The sequence below is a fragment of the Flavobacterium hibisci genome, from assembly GCF_020026925.1.
Classification (GTDB): domain Bacteria; phylum Bacteroidota; class Bacteroidia; order Flavobacteriales; family Flavobacteriaceae; genus Flavobacterium; species Flavobacterium hibisci.
In genome coordinates, this window is record NZ_JAIQDW010000032.1 from 1 (window position 1) to 19,810 (window position 19,810).

Genomic DNA, 19,810 nt, shown 5'->3' on the forward strand with positions numbered 1-19,810 from the left:
AAGACAATATCATTCTTTCTTCTAACAAAATTTCCCTAAAACCCTCTTTTAGCCCCGATAGAAGAGGAAATCCTTTTGCTTTTTTCTTTAAAAAGCAAAAGATTGAAGCGGATAGCGGGAATAAGCTCCTTAATTATTCATTATACTATATATTTAAAAAACCCGACACGTTTTTAAAAAATGCCGGGTTACTCTATTATAGATGTTCTATTATTATCAATCGAAACGAATTGCCTTTACCGGAGAAATCTTTGTTATAATATAGGACGGGATTAATAATACCAAGAAACAAATTACAATGGTCATTAAATTTAATAAAACTATATAACTCCAATTTATATAAACAGGTGCCTGGTTGACATAATAGTTTTCAGGATTTAATTGAATGATACCGAATTGCTGCTGAATCAACAATACTGAAACACCTATTAAGTTACCCCAAAATAAACCTCTTATTATAAGATAAAAAGCATTGTACAAAAATATTTTACGAATAGTCCAGTTATTTGCTCCTAGTGCTTTTAAAATTCCTATCATTTGGGTTCGTTCCAAAATAAGCACCAGTAAAGCAACTACCATATTTATTGTTGCTACCAAAATCATGACAGCCAAAATAACGATAATATTAAAATCAAAGAGCTGAAGCCAATCAAATATATAACTGTATTTCTCAATTATAGTTTTAGTATCTAAACTTGAGGAAGTTTGTTCATAGATTTGATTTCCTGTAATTTTAATATTATTGAAGTCTTTGACAAAAACTTCGAAGGCACCAACCTGATCAGGTTTCCATTTATTAATTCTTTGGATATGACGAATATCCCCAATTATATATGTTGCGTCAAAATTCTGAAAACCTGAATTAAAAATACCTGTAATTTTGAATCGGCGGCTATTAGGCATCTTTCCTTGTTCATCTTTAATAAAAAAAGTATTAAAACTATCCCCTACTTTTAAATTTAATCGGTCTGCAAGAAATCTGGAGATTATAACATCTTCATTTAATAATTTAGAAAAATCTGGTAACTCTCCTTCTACCAAATATTCTTTTATATTATTCCAGTCATAATCGGCTCCAACCCCTTTAAAAATAATTCCTTCAAAAGCATTTTCGGTTCTGATAATCCCAGCTTTGCTTGCAATTGCCTGGATATGGCTCACTTCTGGAACCGATTTGAAATTAGGATAGAAATCCTGATTTTTAGAAACAGGAATCAATGTTACATCAGAATTATTATTATCATAATTCGAAATAATAATCTGGCCGTTGAAAGCAGAAACTTTGTCCCGGATTTTTTGCTGTAACCCAATTCCGGTTGCAACAGAAACCAACATCATGATAATACCAATAGCTATAGCCGAAATAGCAATTTTTATAATAGGAGCCGAAATACTACTTTTATAATCTTTAGCAGTGATAAGTCTTTTAGCTATAAAATATTCGAGGTTCAATTTATAAGTTGTTTATATTTATAAAGTCGGTTTATTTCTCTCAGTCAAAAATACGTTTAAAAAAAGTAAAAAAGAATTGTAACGTGTAACAATTACAAATTATTTAAGCCTCTCATAATGGCATTTTCTTCTTCATTTCTTCCACAATATTATAAGCAGCTGGACAAATTGCTACATTCTTCAAAGTAAGATCTGTAATCTGATGGAATTTTTTTCTATCTGTATGCGGAAACTCCCTACAAGCTTTCGGGCGAACATCATAAATCATACAGTAATTTTCATTATCAAGAAAAGTACAGGGAACACTTTTTAAAACATAATCGTTTTCTTCATCAATTCGAAGATATTGCTCGATAAACTGCTGTGGTTTTTGTCTGAAAGATTTTGATATTCTCTCAATATCTGCCAAAGTAAATAATGGCCCCGTTGTTTTACAACAATTGGCACACTGCAAACAATCTGTCTTTTTAAATTCCGCATCATGCAAATCCTGCATAATGTAATCTAAATTCTTAGGCTGTTTCTTTTTCAGCTTATCAAAATACTTTTTGTTTTCGATATGCTTATCTTTGGCTAACTTATTTAAGTTATTTAAAATTTGTTTCAAGAGTATTAATTAATTTATCTGCAAAATTAAACAACTTTAAATTCGAAACCTTAAACTTTGAACTAAATTACAATGAAAGATCTTTTCGGAAAAGCCATGTTTGATTTTCAAACTAATAATTCACCAGAAGACATTATTACCGAGACTTCAATTTCTGAAGAAGATGAAATGAGCGTTGCATATCTATTCCGCTCTTATAAAGAGATGCCAAAATTGGAACAAAAAGCTTTGCAATTGGCTCTGGGAAAGACATTAGATGTTGGCTGCGGAGCGGGGAGCCATAGCCTTTCGCTGCAAAAAGACCGTAATTTAGATGTGACTTCCATTGACATTTCAGAAAAAGCAATTGAAACTTGTAAATTGCGAGGTGTAAAAAATGCCAAAGTTGTAAATATATTAGATCTTGAAAAAGAAAAATTCGACACGATTCTTTTGTTAATGAACGGTACGGGGATTTTCGGAAAATTACGGAACTGCAATAAATATTTATCTAAACTAAAATCACTTTTAAATGAGGGTGGTCAAATTTTAATAGACAGTTCAGACATCATTTATATGTTTGATGAAGATGAAGATGGAGGAAAATGGATTCCGTCAGATAATGATTATTATGGCGAAATTGTATTCAATATATCTTATAAAGGAGAAAAAGAAGAACCTTTTAACTGGCTTTATTTAGATTACAATACGCTTCAAAATGCTGCAATTGCAAATGGACTTAAATGCGAGTTAATTTTAGAAGGTGAACATTATGATTATTTAGCCAGACTTACAATTTAGATTTTAAAAAATGTTTACTTTTACACTAAATGTGTAATCAAAACAAAAAAAACTCTTCGGCATGAAGAGTTTTTTTGTTTTAATTCTTTTAAGGAATATTCAAATATTTATGTGTCTGTAAAGATACTCTCCATTTCGGATTATTCATTACATATTCTACGATCAAAGGAGTCATTTCTTCTTTTTTGCTCCATTCCGGCTGTAGAAATAAAATTGCGTTGTCATTTACCAATTCAGCCTGTTCTTCAGCAAAAATAAAATCATGCTTATTATGAATAATTACTTTTAGCTCATCCGCATTATCATAAACAGTCTGCGTTGGTAATTTATTTTTTTTAGGAGAAAGGCAAATCCAATCCCATGAACCTGATAAAGGATAAGCACCGGACGTTTCTATATGAACTTTTAAATTTTTGTCTTTTAATTTACCGGTAAGCAAACTCATGTCCCATGTTAGAGGCTCACCACCTGTGACAACAACCGTATCAGCATAAACGGAAGCGTTTTTTACAATTAAATCCACATTTGTTGGCGGATGCAATTCTGCATTCCAGCTTTCTTTCACATCGCACCAATGGCATCCTACATCACAACCTCCAATTCTTATGAAATAAGCAGCAGTTCCTGTATGAAAACCTTCTCCCTGAATGGTATAAAATTCTTCCATCAAAGGCAACATTGCTCCTTTATTTACTTCTAATTGTATTTCTTTTGATAACATTATTTTATTTTAAAGTGCAAAGATAGTCAATTAAATACGGAACAAAAAAACCGATAGCTTTTGAAAACTATCGGTTTTTGTATTTAATAATTGGATTAATTATTTCAAAGCTTTCACTGATTGAGCTGCATAAGTATTAGCAGGATCCAAAGCCAAAGTTTTATTGAAATATTCAACAGCCTTAGCTTTATCAGTATTGGCGTAAGCAGCACCAATTGAATTATAAGATTCAACGATTTTTTTAACAGTCGCAGGTTTAGCTAATTCTTCGGCTCCTTTAGCCGTAATTTTATTAACATACTCTGTATAATACTTGATAATCAAATCATCTTTATCCAATAAACTATTGATTCTGGCTTTGTAAATGTAAGCCTCGTCATAAGTAGGAGAAGCTACTAAAATTTTGTCAAAAGTAGCATCTGCATTTGCTAAAGCTGCTTTATCACGGCTTTCAACAGGTTTTCCAGCATTTCCGTAGTAAACAGAAATCCCATAATACACAGCGTCATCTAAATAATTTTTAGATTCTGTGTTAGCGGCTCCAAGTTCAAAAATAGCAGCAGCCTGAGTGTATTGTTTTTTACCAAATAAAGCTTTACCAAAATCTGCAAGTTCTTCTACAACTAAAGGCTCTAATTCAATTGCTTTTTTAATATCAGCCAATCCTGCATCAAAAGCAGCTGGATCAACTACACCTTCTGCATTAGTCCCTTTTTTAATTTTAGATAAACCTAAATATAAATAATCCCTGCCAATTACTTTGTTTGTAGGCACTTTTATAAAATCTTCAATAGATTTAATTGCCACATCAGGGTTTCCATTTTCATATGCAGCATATCCTAAATATCTGAAAATTCTAGGGTTCACTTTATCTTCTGCAATCATTTTGTTTGCAACCTCTTCAAGTTTTTTATAATCTTTAACCAAGATTAAGAAATCAGCATGACGCATTTTAGAATCTAAAGAATAATCTGTAAGACTTAAATATTTCTCATAATTCGTAATTGCATTCTGTAAATTTACTTTAGCAGTCGAAGGCTTATTTCTTGCCCATTTGTAATATGTTTCAGCTAACTCTCTGTAAACAGGACCATAATTAGCATTTAAGGCGATAACTTCATTGAATGATTTTATTGCTTCATCGTATGATTTCGCTCCTTTTAATAAAACTCCTAATTGCATTTTTGCTCTTAAAAGTGTCGGATCAGCAGTAAAGGCATCACGATACGCTTTATAAGCATCATTTTGATTATTTGCTCCATAATATGCATCACCAATTGCTAAAAGAGCTGTAGCATTTTGTGGTTCAATAGCCAAAGCACGCTTAAGAACAGTAATAGCATTATTGTAATCCGGATTATCAGAATTAATATAGGCACGACCGATATAAATAAATTCATCTACATCTTTGCGTTTCATATCTTTTGTTGCCAAGCCGAAGTTAGCCTGGGCAGCTGCAGTATTTTTCTGATCAAGGTCAAGCTGACCTAATCCAATATAATTTAAATTCTTTTTATCTGATGCTTCTAATCCATTTAAATAATAGATTTTAGCAGAGTCAACAACACTTTCATTTAAATATATATTCCCTAAAACAAAGTTAGCTTCGCCATCGGAAGGTTTAGCTTTTATAATTGATTTCAGTAAAGACTTTGCTTTCTGAAATTGTTCTGCATCAATTGCCTTTTTAGCCTCTTTGATATCTTGCGCTTTTACAACAGAAGCTGAAGCAACTAAGGCAAGACTTAAAATTTTGAATTTGTTCATCTTTATTGTAATTAATTATTTTCTTTATCGTTTGTAATCTGATTTCTAATCTGGAGTTTTCTACCAGGAGTTTTGACAGGCATTAAACCCGACTTCAAAACAATTCGCTGACCAATATCTCCGGCAATGAAGGAAGCAAAGCCCATTCCTAATCCTGTGTATCCCTGACAATTTATGATATACAATTCACGTGCCAAAGGATATTTACCTTCAGCGATGTCATTCTGCGTAGGACTGTAATAATTATTATCCTTAACACCTTTAACACTCAGAACGTTTATATTGTGAACTAAATCCTGCATTTCAGGAGCTGGCTGTGAAAGCCAATTAACTCCCACTACACCAATCATTCCATCATTTTCTGAAACAAATTTTATTACTTCGTCGTTTGTCTTAAAAGAAAAAACACCGTCAGCAGGAATATCTTTAACTTTGGCCAAATCTTTCATGTACCTTACTGTACTTGAATTAGGATTATCAAACACCAGACCTTTTATTCCAGGATTTGGTATTCCTTTCATGAAATCAACTACAGTTTTCAACGCAATCAATGTATCTTTATTGCTCTTATTGGAAATAAAAGCAATTGCATCAATCGCAAACGGTGTAACTCTTGGATTTATTTTAAGCTTTATAAATTTATCTTTTTCTGCCTGAGTTAAATCTCGCGCTGTAATAGCAACCTTTGTTTTTACATTCAGAAGGTCATTAATCACTTCCGCTTCAGATTTTGCCTTAATATTTACTTTCGCATCATAATATGTTCCTTCAAAAACAGCAACCTGATCATCTACAATTGGCTTCACAGTTTCATCAACTGCAATTTCTATCTTCCCTTTTAAAATCGTTTCATTATTAGAATCATTTTTACTTTTTTGATTACACATTGCAAACAACAAAATAAAAATGACTAAGCCCAAAACTTTAACATTCTTTAACATGCTTATTCAGTGTTAGAATTTATTAATCTCAAAAAACGAATTGCGGAATATACTATCAATAAGATGCCAAATGCGTACCTGTACACAGGATCCATGTTCAATGGCAGCTTCTTCCAAAACATAATCATTAAACCCAGCACAAGATAAATTAAAAAAAACAATATTCCTAAAACGAGAAGAAATCGCTCTTTGAGCGATTTCTTCTGAATACTATTAAGTATATTCTTTAACATTATTCTGCAGATTGAATAGTAATTGGAAGAGAGTAAAGTACCCTTACTTTTTTACCATTTTGTTCGCCTGGAGTCCATTTTGGGCATTTTTTAAGAACCCTGATAGCTTCAGCTCCAGTTCCGTAACCGATATCTCTCAAAACTTTAATATCAGTTAACGAACCATCTTTTTCAACTACAAAAGTAACATATACTTTACCTTTTAAACCTTCTTCTTCCGGAGTCTTGTAATTGTTTCCTACGAATTTATAGAATTTCTCCATTCCTCCAGGAAAGTCTGGTTTTACTTCGATACCAGCTGTGTTATATACGTTGTTATCTTCCTGTACTATTTCAGCAACCGGACCTTTACCTACTGGTTCATCAACAGTTAAAACTGCATCCGGATCACCTTTGATAGTTTCAGAACCGATTTTCTTTTCTTTAAGATCCACAATTTTTGGTGGCTCCTCAGTAATCTCTTCAGTCTTTGCCACTACTGGCTTAACAAATTTCACCTGATCCACTTTTGGTGGTGGTGGTGGTGGAGGCGGTAAATTTGGTTTTACCGGCTCTTTTGGCTTAGGAGGTAATTTTACCGTCGTAATTTTAATATCGTTATTTACTTCCTCTTCACCTGAATCTGGTAAAAAGCTGGCAATAAGAGGTGCAGCAATAGCTAAGCTGAAAATAACAGAACCAATGATAAGCGCTCTTACCGTGGTTTTAGTATTTGATTTTCTCAGCTCGTATGCTCCATATATCTTATTACGTCCTTCGAATACGATATCAAGCCACTGATTTTTAATAATATCTAATTTCATATTTCTTGATTATTAGGTTATTGACAAAATAAAATTGCTTTTATTTTTTCTCTAACAATTCTGTTTCTTTAGGTTGAAAGTCATTAACAATTGCATAAGTTCCAACTCCTGTAATAGCCATTTCATCCAAAATATCTACTAAGTTTTTATACTTAGATTTTTTGCCTGGCTTGATGATTACGATAATACCCTTATTTTTATCTCCCGTGTATTCGATTACTGACTTTTTACGAGCCAGTAATTCTTTACGAATACCGTCTTTTCCATAAGCGATATCTTTAGGCCCAGCTATAGGTGTATCTAATAATCCCATATAATAGATAAGTTTATTATTTTCACCCATCATAATGGTCATAGTTCGTTTTTCATCAACTTTTATATCCTTATTTTTAGATTCATCCTCATCTTTATCTGGCAAACCTAAACTCATCGATTGAGGTTTTGACAACGTCGTGGTCAACATGAAGAACGTGATCAATAAGAATGCCAAATCCACCATTGCCGTTAAATCGACCTTAGAGTTTTGCTTTTTACTTCTTACTTTGCCACCTTTCCCGCCGCCACCGTCGCCGGTATTTAATTCAGCCATTTTAGTGTATCTTTTTTAATTAAAAATCTTTCCCTCTCATACCTGTAACTAAGTTAAAGGTATTAACTTTCTGGTCTTGTAAGATATCCATAATCTTTTTGATTTGTGGATAATCTTCTTTAGCGTCTCCTTTTATTGCAATCTGCAATTCCTTATCATCTAAGTCAATCGCAGCTCTTCTTGAAACTAAAAGCCATTCTTTTAATTGATTGTTTAAAGAATCAATTGGAATACCCGGCTGATTCGCTTTGCTTCTGTCAGCAGCTTTCATATCAATGATTTGCTTTAAACTTGCAAGAGGCACACCAAAGTCATCCATTAGTGCAAATTTCTCTTTATCCTGATCTGAAAAAGAAACGCCTAATTTATTACCCATTCCTTCAAGAGTTTTTTTACGTAACTCTCTTCCTTTTAAATCAAAAAACACTTTGCTTTTTCCGTCCTTTCCTTTACCTACTGAGATGATAGCCAAATCTGAATCCGGCAATTTAGTCTGTACAGTAGATGATGGCGTATCAACAGGAAGTGCCTCTGGCACCTTAGCAGTAGCGGTCAAAATAAAGAACGTAAGCAAAAGGAACGCAACATCACACATGGCAGTCATATCTGTCGATGTTGACTTTTTTTTCATTTTTATTTTAGCCATTCTCTTTTTATTTTATTTTGATAATTATTCTAATTATTATCAAAAATTAATTATTGTCTTAAGCTTCCTCTGAATTTTCTGTAAGTATTAACGATTGTAGTACCAGCCTCATCGATAGAGTAAGTTAAATCGTCAATTTTAGCAGTAAAGAAGTTATAAGAAACGATCGCTAATACAGAAGTAGAGATACCTGTTGCAGTGTTGATAAGTGCCTCAGAGATACCTGTTGCAAGGGCAGCCTGATCAGGAGTACCAGCAGAAGCTAACGCACCAAACGCTTTAATCATACCAGATACTGTTCCTAATAATCCTCCTAATGTTCCTAATGATACTAAAGTAGAGATGATAGTCATGTTTTTCTCTAACATTGGCATTTCTAATGAAGTTGCCTCTTCGATTTCTTTGTGGATTACTTCTGAAGCTTCTTCACTGTTGAATCCTTCTTTTTTAACGTCCTGATATTTAATCAAAGCAGATTTAATTGCATTTGCAACAGAACCTTGTTGTTTGTCACATGAAGCGATAGCAGCCTCAATGTTTCCTTCTTTAATACTTCCTTGTACATTTTTCATGAATGTATCTAAGTTAGCTTTACCTGCAGCTTTTGAAATAACGATAAATCTTTCAATAGAAAAAACAACAACCATTAAAAACATACCTAATAATACTGGTACAATGAAACCTCCTTTATACACCATTCCTAAAGTATTGATTGGGTGACCTGTTTCCGGATTACCACCTTCAAAGTTAGCTGAATCCCCCATAACGAATTTCCAGATTAACCAACCAACAAAAACACATGCTGCAATAATGATTCCTGAAACCATTCCTCCTCCATTTGAAGTGCTTTCTTTTTTAACTTTAACGTTTGCCATTTTTTTTAATTTTAATAGTTTTAAATAATTTTTATTTTTAGTTATAATTTAACTTGTAGGGTAGCAAATTTATACGTTTAGTTTAAATAAAAAAACTTTTTTTAATTTAATTGAAGCAAATTTAACTTGATTTTAAAAAAGTTCTCATTAAATTGCCCGCATCATTTTTTTAATAAAACAAAAAAAAGGTCAATTTGTAGAAAAATTACAACGTTTTAGTAAATATTCAAATATTCCTTTGCTATCTTCTTAAAATGTTGCGAAATTATTTTTTGCATTATTTCCAATTAAAAAGGTGGGTTTAATGTTAAAAAAATCATATTAAAACCATTAAAACCTAAGCAATACTCTTATAATCATCTAAATCACGAACAAAAAATGAATAAAAAGGACAATTTTATTGAGGATATAAATAAAGGATATTCTTTTAAAGGTGACAGCATTATTTTAGGCGGCGCCATTCTGGACGGAGAAGCAATACCGGGAACGCATGTAAAGGTTCCCCTGAAGACTTTAAATCGTCACGGACTCATTGCAGGTGCCACCGGGACAGGTAAAACGAAAACAATTCAGGTTTTTTCGGAGCAGCTTTCAAATGCCGGAATTCCTGTTTTGATGATGGACATAAAAGGTGATTTTAGCGGTATTGCAAAAGAAGGAAAAGAGGAAGGTTTTATTACTGAACGTCATGCTAAAATAAACCTACCTTATACTATAGCTGCTTTTCCTGTTGAGTTAATGTCATTGTCTAAACAAAGTGGTGTCCGTCTGCGTGCCACTGTTTCTGAATTTGGGCCAGTATTATTTTCACGGATTTTAGATCTTAATGATACACAGGCAGGTGTCGTTGCTGTAATTTTCAAATATTGTGATGACAAAAACATGCCTTTATTGGACCTAAAAGACATTAAAAAAGTCATCAACTACATTACAGAAGAAGGCAAAGAGGAAATTGAAGAAAGTTATGGTAAGATCTCTACTTCAACCACAGGAACTATCCTAAGAAAAATAATTGAACTCGAGCAACAGGGAGGCGATTTGTTTTTTGGAGAATTATCTTTTGAAATTGATGATTTGATGCGAATTGATGAAAACGGAAAAGGATACGTAAATATCATTCGCCTGACCGATATTCAGGACAAACCCAAATTGTTCTCCACCTTTATGTTAAGCCTACTGGCGGAAATTTATCAGCAAATGCCAGAAAAAGGAGATGCTGACCAACCTGAATTAGTTATTTTTATTGATGAGGCACATTTAATTTTTAATGAAGCCAGCAAAGTCTTGTTAGAGCAAATTGAAACGATTGTAAAACTGATTCGTTCAAAAGGGATTGGTATTTATTTTATAACGCAGAATCCAATGGACGTTCCAAGTGGTGTTTTGGCACAGCTGGGACTAAAAATCCAGCATGCTCTTAGGGCTTTTACTGCAAATGATCGTCAGGCAATTAAAAAAACAGCAGATAATTATCCAACTTCTGAATATTATAAAACCGATGAATTACTTACGAGTTTAGGAATTGGGGAAGCACTGGTGACTGCCTTGAACGAAAAAGGAGTTCCGACTCCATTGGTGGCGACCATGATGCGTGCTCCTCAAAGCCGAATGGATATTTTAACCACTGATGAAATTGAAGAAATAAACAACAAATCCAAATTAGTTAAAAAATACAGTGAAGAAATCGATCGTGAAAGTGCCTACGAAATTCTGAACAAAAAAATTAAAGAGGCTGTACAGGCAGCAACAGAACAAGAAAAACAAGCTCCGGCTAAACCTTCAAAAACAGAGCCCAGCACTACCGAAGTAGTTACAAAATCTGTTCTTAAAGTTGTTACAAGTGCTACGTTTATAAGAGGCGTTTTTGGAGTTTTATCGAAATTCTTAAAAAAATAAAAAACAATTTCAATGTCAAAAATCAATTACAAGAGCAATTTCTGAATTGATTTTTGACATTGGATTTATTTGTGAAGCAATTCCAGAATCCTGTTTTCAACTTCTGGTGAATTCCAGATGTTTTCGATATTATCTAATTTTAAAACTTCTTCCATGATTTCGTTTTGGAAATCTCCTATCGCCAGGGCCTCTGCGTAAGGACGATCACTAAATGTTACACGACTATATAACGGAATCCATTTATCCGGATGTTTGTCTGAAAAAACTTTTTCTATCTTCTTTTGCAGCAAAAATTTCTCATCTGCTGTTTTAGTGCTCATTTCTATAAAATTGCGATATGAAAGTTCTGCAATCGCATCTGCATTTGGCTTACGCGAAATTTGATATTCTGAAAAAATCTTTGTCCAGTCGTCGCCGTACTTTTCAATCATTTCATGTAAAACCGAAATATCTTCAAAACCGGCATTCATTCCTTGCCCGTAAAACGGAACAATGGCGTGGCATGCATCTCCAATTAATGCAATTTTATTTTCAAAAGTCCACGGAAAACATTTCATCGTTACCAAAGTACTCGTTGGGTTTTTAAAGAAATCATTTGCCAGTTCTGGAATTACCTCAATTGAATCCGGGAAGTTTTTCGTAAAAAAATCTTCTACCATTTTTCGGTCTGTTAATGATGCAAATGAATTTTCTCCTTCAAAAGGCATAAATAAAGTACAGGTAAAACTTCCGTCAAGATTAGGAAGCGCAATCAACATATACTCTCCTCTTGGCCAGATATGAAAAGAGTTTTTATCCAGTTTATGCGAGCCATCTGTATTTGCCGGAATATTAAGTTCCTTATAACCCATATTCAAAAATTCTTGCGAATAATTGAACATGCTCTGACGCTGCATTCTGTGGCGAATCCTAGAAAAGGCTCCATCGGCTCCAAAAACCATATCAAATTTTCGTTCTTCCCACTCCCCTCTTTCAGTTTCTCCAATGTGCAAAGTCGCATCACTCAAAGTAACATCCCAAACTTTCTGTTCAAAATAAAATTCAGCACCTGCTTCTTCAGCCAGGTCAATCATTCTTCGGTTTAGTTTTCCTCTTGAAATCGAATATATCGATTCTCCTTCCTGACCGTAATTCTGAAAATTAAGTTTATCAACCAAATGAATCGCACGTTTGTCCATCGGAATTGCAATTTCACGGACCGAGTCTCCAATACCAACTGCATCCAGCGCTTTCCAGCCCCGATTGGACATGGCAAGATTTATAGAACGTCCGGAGAAATTGATTTGACGAATATCAGGACTACGATCATAAACATGAACTGTGTGACCAGCTTTTTTAAGATAAATTGCCAAAAGTGATCCTACGAGTCCGGAACCAACTACAGCAATTTTTAATGGAGTTTGCATCAAGGGAAAATCTAATATTGGGTCGTAAAAATAAGTAATAATTATACATAAGCTTTAAAATACAGCAATTATTTGCCGTAAAGGCTACGAAAATCTAAATATTTACATGGGCATGACCCGCTGAAAAAGCGGGCCGGGCTATTCGCTAAATCTTTTGTTGCGTTTCACTTCACAAAAGGATACCGCTGCTATCCCTCATGCGGCACTCACTTTAATAAGGAAATCCTTTTAATGATTTGTCAATAAAAAAATGACCGATCTTGAAACCAAAAACTAAATCAATCGTCTAATATTTTATGAGATAAATCAATTCATTAAAAAATCGTAAATTCGACACAACTTACTGAATATCTAATAATTAAAAAAAAAAAAAAATCATCAATCAAAAAACGAATTAATCACTATGAAAAAATCAATTAACCTAATCTTGCTCTTTGCAATTATTCATCTTTTCACATCAACTATTTTTGCCCAGGATAAAGCAAAAAAAATTGAACAGCTTTTAAACAAATACAATGAATATAACCTCTTTAATGGTTCTGCCTTAGTTGCTGAAAACGGAAAAGTTATTTTTAAAAAAGGGTATGGTTTTGCCAACATGGAATGGGATATTCCAAATAAAACAACTACAAAATTTAGATTAGGTTCAATAACCAAACAATTTACAGCCTTCCTGATTGTGAAACTTGCTGAAGATGGCAAACTTAAACTTGATGCCCCGATTACTGCATATTTACCGGATTACCCAAAAGAATACGGCGACAGAATAACGATTCATAATCTACTGACACACACATCCGGAATTCCAAATTATACAGATGCTCCGGATTTCTTTAAAGACAAAAGCAGAAATCCCTATACTCCGGAAGAATTTGTAAAATCATTTTATAAATTGCCTCTTCAGTTTAAGCCAGGCGAAAAATTCAGTTACAGCAATTCTGGTTATTTTTTACTTGGCTATATTATTGAAAAGATTTCGGGTAAAACATATGAACAATATTTGCAGGAAACTATACTTGCCCCTTTAAAAATGGTCAATACAGGTTATGACCATAGTGATATGATCTTAAAAGACAGAGCGGCGGGTTACGAAAAACAAGGAAAAAGCATTCGCAACGCTCCATATATAGATATGAGTATTCCTTATGCAGCCGGGTCTTTATATTCGACTGTTGAAGATTTATATCTTTGGGACCAATCGTTTTATACAAATCAATTACTCTCTCAAAAGTCTATGGATTTATTGTTTAATCCTTACATCAATACTGGTGGAAATGACTCCTATGGCTACGGATGGTCTATAGAAGAAGCTTCAAATGGCACTCAAAATAAAGTAAAAGTCATCGAACATGGCGGAGGAATAAACGGTTTCAATACCATTATTTCACGCATTCCCACGGACAAGAATCTGGTTGTGTTACTGAACAATACAGGCGGAACAGTTTTAAACGAAATGAATGATGCAATTCGTGCTATTTTATACAATCAGCCTTTTGATCAGCCTAAAAAATCATTGGCACTTGAATTACTGGATGTTTTTATGACAAAAGGAACTGTTGATGGTCTTGATACTTATAGAAAATTAAAAAATGATCCGACCTATAAAATCAAAGAAGGCGACATGAACAGAGTTGGATACTTATTATTAACTTCGGGAAAAAAGAAAGAAGCAATCGAAGTTTTCAAAATTAATGTTGTCACTTTTCCTAAATCAGGAAATGCTTACGATAGTTTAGGAGAAGCTTATTTAGCCGATGGCAACAAAAAACTAGCCATAGAAAATTATTCAAAATCTATTGAACTTGATCCTACGAATGAAAATGGAAAGAAAATTTTATTTGAAATTTCAAAAAACTAATCATAAAAAGATCCTTTTATTAGACAATCTCTCTGTGTAAAAATTTGTATTTTAGATTATTGCTAACGAATGAATATTATAAGATGAAAGTCCATACTACAAATTATGAGAATACATTTATTGAAGTTGCAGAAGATTGTCCTGTAACAAATGGGGAAATTCCACCTCTAAAAGGCACAAATAAAACAATAGCCAATATTGAATTTGAAATGATCAGCAAAAACCCTTACAAGTATTCGTCTGATGATGTTTTGTTTCAGGTTTTTGCAGAAAAAAATGACCTTACAAAGTCAGATTACAAAAATGCGAGGGAAGCCTTTTTTTCTAAAGGCCAAGCATGCCTAAGAGCTTCACCTTTAACAAAACGCTACGGCTGGGGAATTCATCATGATGAAAATGGGAAAATCGCCCTTTACGGAATGGAAACCTCTCAATATGAAAAATATTTAAAGGATAAAAACATTAAAGTTGTAAAAGCAATGCGAAGCTCCAGAAAATAATTGTGAGATAAGGCTATAATGCATTATAACTATTATTATAATACACTTACTCCGACAGTACATTTTAATTTGTATTGTCGGTTTTTTTATTAAAAGTCATTATTGTAAATCGAATATTTAAAGCAAAAAATATTATTTTAGCGCGACCCTAATCAATATGCAACTTTAATAACCTATGAAAAACTTTACTAAATACCCTTCTTTGATTTTATTACTATTCATGTTTGTACCTGGTATAAGTATTTCACAGCAATATAAAACTGCAGTACAAATGCCCACACAACAAAATGCAATTATTGTCAATAAAATTATTGAGGCAACTCAATACAAAACTTATTTTGTTGATTATTGTTTAAATAAAATAAATGAAACTGCCAGCAAAGAAAATTGGGATGAACAAAAAACTGTGAAAATAACGGAGACAATCAACTTTAGAAACTTCAGGGATGCTGTTTACAATTTATTTGCATTTCATGATGAAATAGAACTGGAAACACTTTTAAAAACATATCAAAAAGATAAAATATATCAGACTACCAATATTATGACAACCAACAAGGCACTTAATTACAACCTTGACATATATTCCAGGGATATAGTTAAGGGAAAATATATTTCTAAATAAACTTGCTGAGATTCTTAGGTTCCAAGCTTCTTTAGAACCAAAAAAACCTACCTCTTAGGTTTGAAAACCAATTTTGTCGAAGTCCTTATAATCTCGTCTTTATTCAGTGTCATCTTTCTAAATTTTCCGGCGTTGTACATTTCTGCCTGATCATCATAATGTTTGCTAAATGGGTTTCCGGATTGACCGGTCGGTAAGATGCTCCAGCTGTTTTCTATATCCGAAAAATCAACCACTCTTCTTGTTGAAGGACCGCCTTTTACATAATATTTTCCTTCGTCATTATATCCAAAAAACAAATTATTGATTACTTCATTGGAACCCGGAGCACTGAAAGATCCCACATTAAATAACTTTCGGAGTGCTGCAACTTTCCCTAATGGATGCTCATGTTCTACCGTATGCACTTTTCCCCAATTCCAGTCAGAAATATTTTCTCCTAACTGATTTTGCAAAGCAATGATGGCGTCGCGAAATGCTTTTGAAACAACAACAGTTCTCGTTTCTTTTACATTTTTTGTTTTGATATTATCCCACCAAATCGAGTTTTCATTTTTGATCTGATTGGCTATAACTTGTTTTCCTAAAGAAATTCCTAAGAATAAACTGAAGTTTTCTTTACCCATTTCGTCTTCAAAAGTATTTTTCAAATAGAGATAAATCCACTTGTTGTAAATCGTAGGCGCGACATCCTCTATATTCGTCGTTCCTTTCCATGATTTTAAAACTTTCAATGCTTCTTTTTCTTTGTTTGAAAGTGGTTTTGAATCTAAACCCGAAATGAGATCTTTAACCACACCAACCGCAACATCAGAAGTGTTATCGAAAATCATCTTACTGATCCCTTCTTTGTCCCAATTGGATTTTGAGTCCAGAAGTCCCGAAATTCTTTTGGCGCGGTCTTCTGGTAAATAATACCCTGGGTAAAGAAATCCATTATCAATAGCTTCTGGCTGATTATTGGCAGAATAAACATATCCCCACTTTGGATTTTCTGCAGATGGATTCTGTTCAAAATCTAAAAACCTGGTAATATCATCTTTACCCGTTGAACCATCTAAAATTAAATGTGTATTTACACCCTCGTTATGTCTATATAATTTACCGCTCGCCCACCATCCAACGTTACCTTTTGCATCGCCATACATTACATTTAACCCTGGTGCAGCGATCAGACTAACCGCTTTTTTAAAATCGGCAGTATTTTTAGCATGCGAGAATCCGTAAGCTGCATCTAAAATCAAGATAGGCTCCCTTGTATAGGTCCATGACATCGCAATTGGATTTTTCTTATCTAAGCGTTCCATTAAATCATTCATAACAGGTCCATGGCGCGTTAATTTAACTGTAAGAACAACATCCGAAGAATCTTTTACTTTAATCGTTTTTTTTCTGATTTCATATTTGCTGAAACCTGTCGGCGTTTGATATTGAGAAGGGTCACCTGTTTTGTTTTTTTCCTTATAAAAATCGATATCATCATTTTCGAACATTGTCAGACCATAAGCATACTCCCTGTTATGTGCCAAAAGCGGAAATGGAGTTCCTGCCAGGTAACAGCCATACAATTCTTGCTTCGGTGTAACTAAATGTGCTTCATACCAGGTTCCAGGCTGAGAAAATCCGATATGTGGATCATTTGCAAAAATAACTTTTCCTGTTTTGGTTTTATTTGATCCCACCACCCAGCTATTGCTTCCAACAAACGGTGGAACTGGAGATTTATCCAATAGAAGAGCAACTGATTTTGCGATCTCGGTATATTCTTCGATATTTTCTTTTGAGTTTTTAATTTGTGTTGTATTGAATTCACCTTCGATTCCTAAGTCTTTCAAATATTCAACACCATATTTATCCCGAATTTCTGTCAGCAAAGGATCCGTTTTTTGCGCCATTGCAAAACTAAAAGACATATAACCGAAAATATTATACACATCTTCTATCGTAAATTTTTGCTTTTTTACGCCTACCAAAGTAAATTCTATTGGTGTAACCCCATTCTCCAAATATTGATTTATTCCGTCAAGATAAGCCTGGGTTAGTTTATAGCTTTCGCTGTTTTTATCTAATTTTGCAATTGCATTTGCAGAAGCTTCTTCAATACCAATTCCGGCAAAAAATTTATCATTTTTAAGCGCGACGCCTCCAAAAATTTCAGATAAACGTCCCGGAGCAATTCGGCGCAGTAATTCCATTTGCCATAATCTTTCCTGTGCATGAACATAGCCTAAAGCAGTCATAGCGTCTTTCTCTGATTCAGCATAAATATGAGGCACCCCAAAATCATCAAAATATACGGTAGTTTCTTTTTTGAGATTTTTTAATTGTACTTCCCCTTCATATTGGGGTTTCAAATGAAAAATATAAGCAAATAAACTTATCGCAGTAACGACCAACAGTACCAAAAGTGCTAACAAAATCTTTATAATTATCTTCATACTTAAAGCTTAGGAAAAGTAATATTATAACTTATAATCTAAATGGTGTAAAAAACAATATTATTAAAAAACCTAAATTTATGTAATTAATACCAATACGATATAATGTCAATCTATAAAAAAATAGCAATCGGTTTAATTTCTGTACTTCTTGTTGGAATATTTCTCAACATTGGCCTTAACTACTGGATCAAAAAGCAGCTTCCCATCATTATTCACGAGAAAAATAATACCGCTTATGATATCAATTATGAAAAAATTGAAGTTTCATTATGGTCCAGAAATATCTATGCAGAGACATTATTGGTAAATCCTAAAAATGCACCGAAAGATAGCAAAAATGGACTTTTCTCTAAAATCGAGTCCATTACAATTGAGCATTTCAATATTTGGGATTTGGCTTTTAACGATATCATTCAGGCTGAAAGCATTATTATCAATAAACCCCGTGTAATTCTATATAAAAAAGGTGAAAAACTATTAAACAACAGCAAAAGCATTAAAACACAAATTGTTGAACCTTTCAGAAAAATAATTGCCGTTTCTAACATTTATTTAAATGACGGAACAGTCGATGTTGTTTCTTTAGATTCTGAAAAACCAATTTTCAGCGTTAAGAAAATCATATTAAAACTGGAAGGAATTTTAATTACGGATGCCACCCTTAAAGAAAAAATCCCGCTTCAATATAAAAGTTACGCATTAGTTCTGGATAGTTTGTTTTACAGACCAAGTGCTTTTTATCATATCAATATTGGCAAAATAAGTACTGAAAAGAACTTTTTAAAAATCAATAATTTCTCTAATCTTCCTCAATTCAGCCGACGTGATTTTACGAAACGTTTAGAAAAAGAAAAAGACATTTATACACTCAAATTTGATTCGGCCCAAATTAAAAAAATGGACTGGGGCTTTAAGAATGACCGCTTTTTCTTCAAGGCAAATTCGGTTGTAATCAATCATTTTGATGCCAATATTTATCGCGGCAAAATGCCAAAAGACGATTTAAGCAAAAAATATCTTTACAATCATTTATTACGAAATATTAAATTTCCGCTTCAAATTGACACTTTACAGGCTTTGAAATCAAAATTGGTTTATGAAGAAGAAATAGATTTTTCTAAAGGGCCCGGGGTTCTGAATTTTGATAAATTTAATCTACAGGCAACCAATCTGAGAAGTGGTTTTGGCTTAAAAAAAACCAATGACGTTAAGATTAAAGTAAATTGTATTTTCATGAAAACGTCACCTCTTAATGTCGACTGGAGTTTTAATGTTTTAGACAAAAAAGATAGTTTTCATATTCAGGGCGTAATTTCAAATTTTGATGTTGCGGCAATGGGACGATTCAGCAAGCCTTATATGAATGCATCATTCACAGGAGTTTTTAGCAAATATCGCTTTAACTTTTATGGGAATGATATTATTTCAAAAGGAAATGCTTCATTGGATTACGATGATCTTAAAGTGAAATTATACAAAAAGAAAAAGCCTGAAAAAGAAGCCAAACTCAAAAGTGCTATCGTTAATCTGCTAGTTAAAAATGACTCCAATAACAGGACAAAAACTGCGGATGTTGAGTTGGAACGTATTCAGGAAAAATCCTTTTATAACTTTTTATGGCGCAGTATAGCTGAATCCCTGAAGAAGATCCTGATTTAAATCTGAACGAA

The 19,810-nt window shown here is 33.3% G+C and carries 18 protein-coding genes; 6 read left to right on the forward strand and 12 right to left on the reverse strand.

What is annotated here, in order from left to right; all coding sequences use genetic code 11:
* Positions 1–216: 216 nt before the first annotated feature.
* Both K8B81_RS20060 and K8B81_RS20065 read right to left on the reverse strand, forming a co-directional pair.
* Complete coding sequence (locus K8B81_RS20060; RefSeq protein ID WP_223683318.1) at positions 217–1,452, reverse strand: ABC transporter permease; 1,236 nt, start codon at positions 1,450–1,452, stop codon at positions 217–219.
* A 112-nt stretch (positions 1,453–1,564) separates the two neighbouring features.
* Entirely contained in the window at positions 1,565–2,059 is a 495-nt protein-coding gene (locus K8B81_RS20065; protein WP_223683319.1) for a YkgJ family cysteine cluster protein, read from the reverse strand.
* A gap of 72 nt (positions 2,060–2,131) precedes the next feature.
* On the opposite strand from K8B81_RS20065, the gene K8B81_RS20070 reads away from it, so the two are divergent.
* On the forward strand, positions 2,132–2,839 hold the full coding sequence (locus K8B81_RS20070) for a class I SAM-dependent methyltransferase (protein WP_223683320.1): 708 nt from the start codon (positions 2,132–2,134) through the stop codon (positions 2,837–2,839).
* Between the two features lie 88 nt (positions 2,840–2,927).
* Here the strand turns inward: K8B81_RS20070 and K8B81_RS20075 are convergent, their stop codons facing one another.
* The 8 genes from K8B81_RS20075 to K8B81_RS20110 form a co-directional block, all read right to left on the reverse strand.
* Positions 2,928–3,560, reverse strand: coding sequence for a 7-carboxy-7-deazaguanine synthase QueE (locus tag K8B81_RS20075; protein WP_223683321.1), 633 nt, complete (start codon positions 3,558–3,560; stop codon positions 2,928–2,930).
* A gap of 99 nt (positions 3,561–3,659) precedes the next feature.
* Complete coding sequence (locus K8B81_RS20080) at positions 3,660–5,327, reverse strand: tetratricopeptide repeat protein (protein WP_223683322.1); 1,668 nt, start codon at positions 5,325–5,327, stop codon at positions 3,660–3,662.
* Positions 5,328–5,338: 11 nt separating this feature from the next.
* The gene (locus tag K8B81_RS20085) at positions 5,339–6,268 is read right to left on the reverse strand and encodes a PstS family phosphate ABC transporter substrate-binding protein (protein ID WP_223683323.1); all 930 of its coding nucleotides are present in this window, start codon (positions 6,266–6,268) and stop codon (positions 5,339–5,341) included.
* A gap of 2 nt (positions 6,269–6,270) precedes the next feature.
* The gene (locus K8B81_RS20090; RefSeq protein WP_223683324.1) at positions 6,271–6,501 is read right to left on the reverse strand and encodes a hypothetical protein; all 231 of its coding nucleotides are present in this window, start codon (positions 6,499–6,501) and stop codon (positions 6,271–6,273) included.
* On the reverse strand, positions 6,501–7,304 hold the full coding sequence (locus tag K8B81_RS20095) for an energy transducer TonB (RefSeq protein ID WP_223683325.1): 804 nt from the start codon (positions 7,302–7,304) through the stop codon (positions 6,501–6,503). The genes K8B81_RS20090 and K8B81_RS20095 overlap by 1 nt, the downstream gene beginning before the upstream one ends.
* Positions 7,305–7,344: 40 nt before the next feature.
* Entirely contained in the window at positions 7,345–7,893 is a 549-nt protein-coding gene (locus tag K8B81_RS20100) for an ExbD/TolR family protein (protein ID WP_223683326.1), read from the reverse strand.
* Positions 7,894–7,912: 19 nt separating this feature from the next.
* Positions 7,913–8,539 carry an ExbD/TolR family protein gene (locus K8B81_RS20105; RefSeq protein ID WP_163400620.1) on the reverse strand — a complete coding sequence of 209 codons (627 nt, stop codon included), beginning with the start codon at positions 8,537–8,539 and terminating at the stop codon, positions 7,913–7,915.
* A gap of 50 nt (positions 8,540–8,589) precedes the next feature.
* Positions 8,590–9,414: a MotA/TolQ/ExbB proton channel family protein gene (locus K8B81_RS20110; RefSeq protein WP_223683327.1), complete on the reverse strand. Its 825-nt coding sequence runs from the start codon at positions 9,412–9,414 to the stop codon at positions 8,590–8,592.
* 378 nt (positions 9,415–9,792) lie between these two features.
* Between K8B81_RS20110 and K8B81_RS20115 the strand changes: the two genes are divergently transcribed.
* Positions 9,793–11,310, forward strand: a complete 1,518-nt coding sequence (locus K8B81_RS20115; RefSeq protein WP_223683328.1) for a helicase HerA-like domain-containing protein — start codon at positions 9,793–9,795, stop codon at positions 11,308–11,310.
* A 65-nt stretch (positions 11,311–11,375) separates the two neighbouring features.
* Here K8B81_RS20115 and K8B81_RS20120 read toward each other — a convergent pair whose 3' ends face one another.
* Positions 11,376–12,716: an FAD-dependent oxidoreductase gene (locus K8B81_RS20120; protein ID WP_223683329.1), complete on the reverse strand. Its 1,341-nt coding sequence runs from the start codon at positions 12,714–12,716 to the stop codon at positions 11,376–11,378.
* Between the two features lie 403 nt (positions 12,717–13,119).
* Between K8B81_RS20120 and K8B81_RS20125 the strand changes: the two genes are divergently transcribed.
* The 3 genes from K8B81_RS20125 to K8B81_RS20135 all read left to right on the forward strand — a co-directional run bounded on the left by K8B81_RS20125 (position 13,120) and on the right by K8B81_RS20135 (position 15,699).
* Positions 13,120–14,574 carry a serine hydrolase gene (locus tag K8B81_RS20125; RefSeq protein WP_223683330.1) on the forward strand — a complete coding sequence of 485 codons (1,455 nt, stop codon included), beginning with the start codon at positions 13,120–13,122 and terminating at the stop codon, positions 14,572–14,574.
* 83 nt (positions 14,575–14,657) lie between these two features.
* Positions 14,658–15,074, forward strand: a complete 417-nt coding sequence (locus K8B81_RS20130; RefSeq protein WP_223683331.1) for a DUF6157 family protein — start codon at positions 14,658–14,660, stop codon at positions 15,072–15,074.
* 175 nt (positions 15,075–15,249) lie between these two features.
* On the forward strand, positions 15,250–15,699 hold the full coding sequence (locus tag K8B81_RS20135) for a hypothetical protein (RefSeq protein ID WP_223683332.1): 450 nt from the start codon (positions 15,250–15,252) through the stop codon (positions 15,697–15,699).
* 47 nt (positions 15,700–15,746) lie between these two features.
* On the opposite strand, the gene K8B81_RS20140 is transcribed toward K8B81_RS20135, so the two are convergent.
* Positions 15,747–18,137 (reverse strand): penicillin acylase family protein, encoded by a 2,391-nt coding sequence (locus K8B81_RS20140; protein ID WP_223683333.1) that lies wholly within the window; start codon positions 18,135–18,137, stop codon positions 15,747–15,749.
* A 105-nt stretch (positions 18,138–18,242) separates the two neighbouring features.
* Between K8B81_RS20140 and K8B81_RS20145 the strand changes: the two genes are divergently transcribed.
* Positions 18,243–19,799: a hypothetical protein gene (locus K8B81_RS20145; RefSeq protein ID WP_223683334.1), complete on the forward strand. Its 1,557-nt coding sequence runs from the start codon at positions 18,243–18,245 to the stop codon at positions 19,797–19,799.
* Positions 19,800–19,810: the final 11 nt, after the last annotated feature.

What these genes read in the sequence shown, in the direction of transcription:
- K8B81_RS20115 (WP_223683328.1), top strand. Translation starts at nt 9,793, where the DNA reads ATGAATAAAAAGGACAATTTTATTGAGGATATAAATAAAGGATATTCT.
- K8B81_RS20120 (WP_223683329.1), bottom strand. Translation starts at nt 12,716, where the DNA reads ATGCAAACTCCATTAAAAATTGCTGTAGTTGGTTCCGGACTCGTAGGA.
- K8B81_RS20080 (WP_223683322.1), bottom strand. Translation starts at nt 5,327, where the DNA reads ATGAACAAATTCAAAATTTTAAGTCTTGCCTTAGTTGCTTCAGCTTCT.
- K8B81_RS20075 (WP_223683321.1), bottom strand. Translation starts at nt 3,560, where the DNA reads ATGTTATCAAAAGAAATACAATTAGAAGTAAATAAAGGAGCAATGTTG.
- K8B81_RS20090 (WP_223683324.1), bottom strand. Translation starts at nt 6,501, where the DNA reads ATGTTAAAGAATATACTTAATAGTATTCAGAAGAAATCGCTCAAAGAG.
- K8B81_RS20110 (WP_223683327.1), bottom strand. Translation starts at nt 9,414, where the DNA reads ATGGCAAACGTTAAAGTTAAAAAAGAAAGCACTTCAAATGGAGGAGGA.
- K8B81_RS20070 (WP_223683320.1), top strand. Translation starts at nt 2,132, where the DNA reads ATGAAAGATCTTTTCGGAAAAGCCATGTTTGATTTTCAAACTAATAAT.
- K8B81_RS20135 (WP_223683332.1), top strand. Translation starts at nt 15,250, where the DNA reads ATGAAAAACTTTACTAAATACCCTTCTTTGATTTTATTACTATTCATG.
- K8B81_RS20140 (WP_223683333.1), bottom strand. Translation starts at nt 18,137, where the DNA reads ATGAAGATAATTATAAAGATTTTGTTAGCACTTTTGGTACTGTTGGTC.
- K8B81_RS20125 (WP_223683330.1), top strand. Translation starts at nt 13,120, where the DNA reads ATGAAAAAATCAATTAACCTAATCTTGCTCTTTGCAATTATTCATCTT.
- K8B81_RS20085 (WP_223683323.1), bottom strand. Translation starts at nt 6,268, where the DNA reads ATGTTAAAGAATGTTAAAGTTTTGGGCTTAGTCATTTTTATTTTGTTG.
- K8B81_RS20100 (WP_223683326.1), bottom strand. Translation starts at nt 7,893, where the DNA reads ATGGCTGAATTAAATACCGGCGACGGTGGCGGCGGGAAAGGTGGCAAA.
- K8B81_RS20130 (WP_223683331.1), top strand. Translation starts at nt 14,658, where the DNA reads ATGAAAGTCCATACTACAAATTATGAGAATACATTTATTGAAGTTGCA.
- K8B81_RS20145 (WP_223683334.1), top strand. Translation starts at nt 18,243, where the DNA reads ATGTCAATCTATAAAAAAATAGCAATCGGTTTAATTTCTGTACTTCTT.
- K8B81_RS20095 (WP_223683325.1), bottom strand. Translation starts at nt 7,304, where the DNA reads ATGAAATTAGATATTATTAAAAATCAGTGGCTTGATATCGTATTCGAA.
- K8B81_RS20105 (WP_163400620.1), bottom strand. Translation starts at nt 8,539, where the DNA reads ATGGCTAAAATAAAAATGAAAAAAAAGTCAACATCGACAGATATGACT.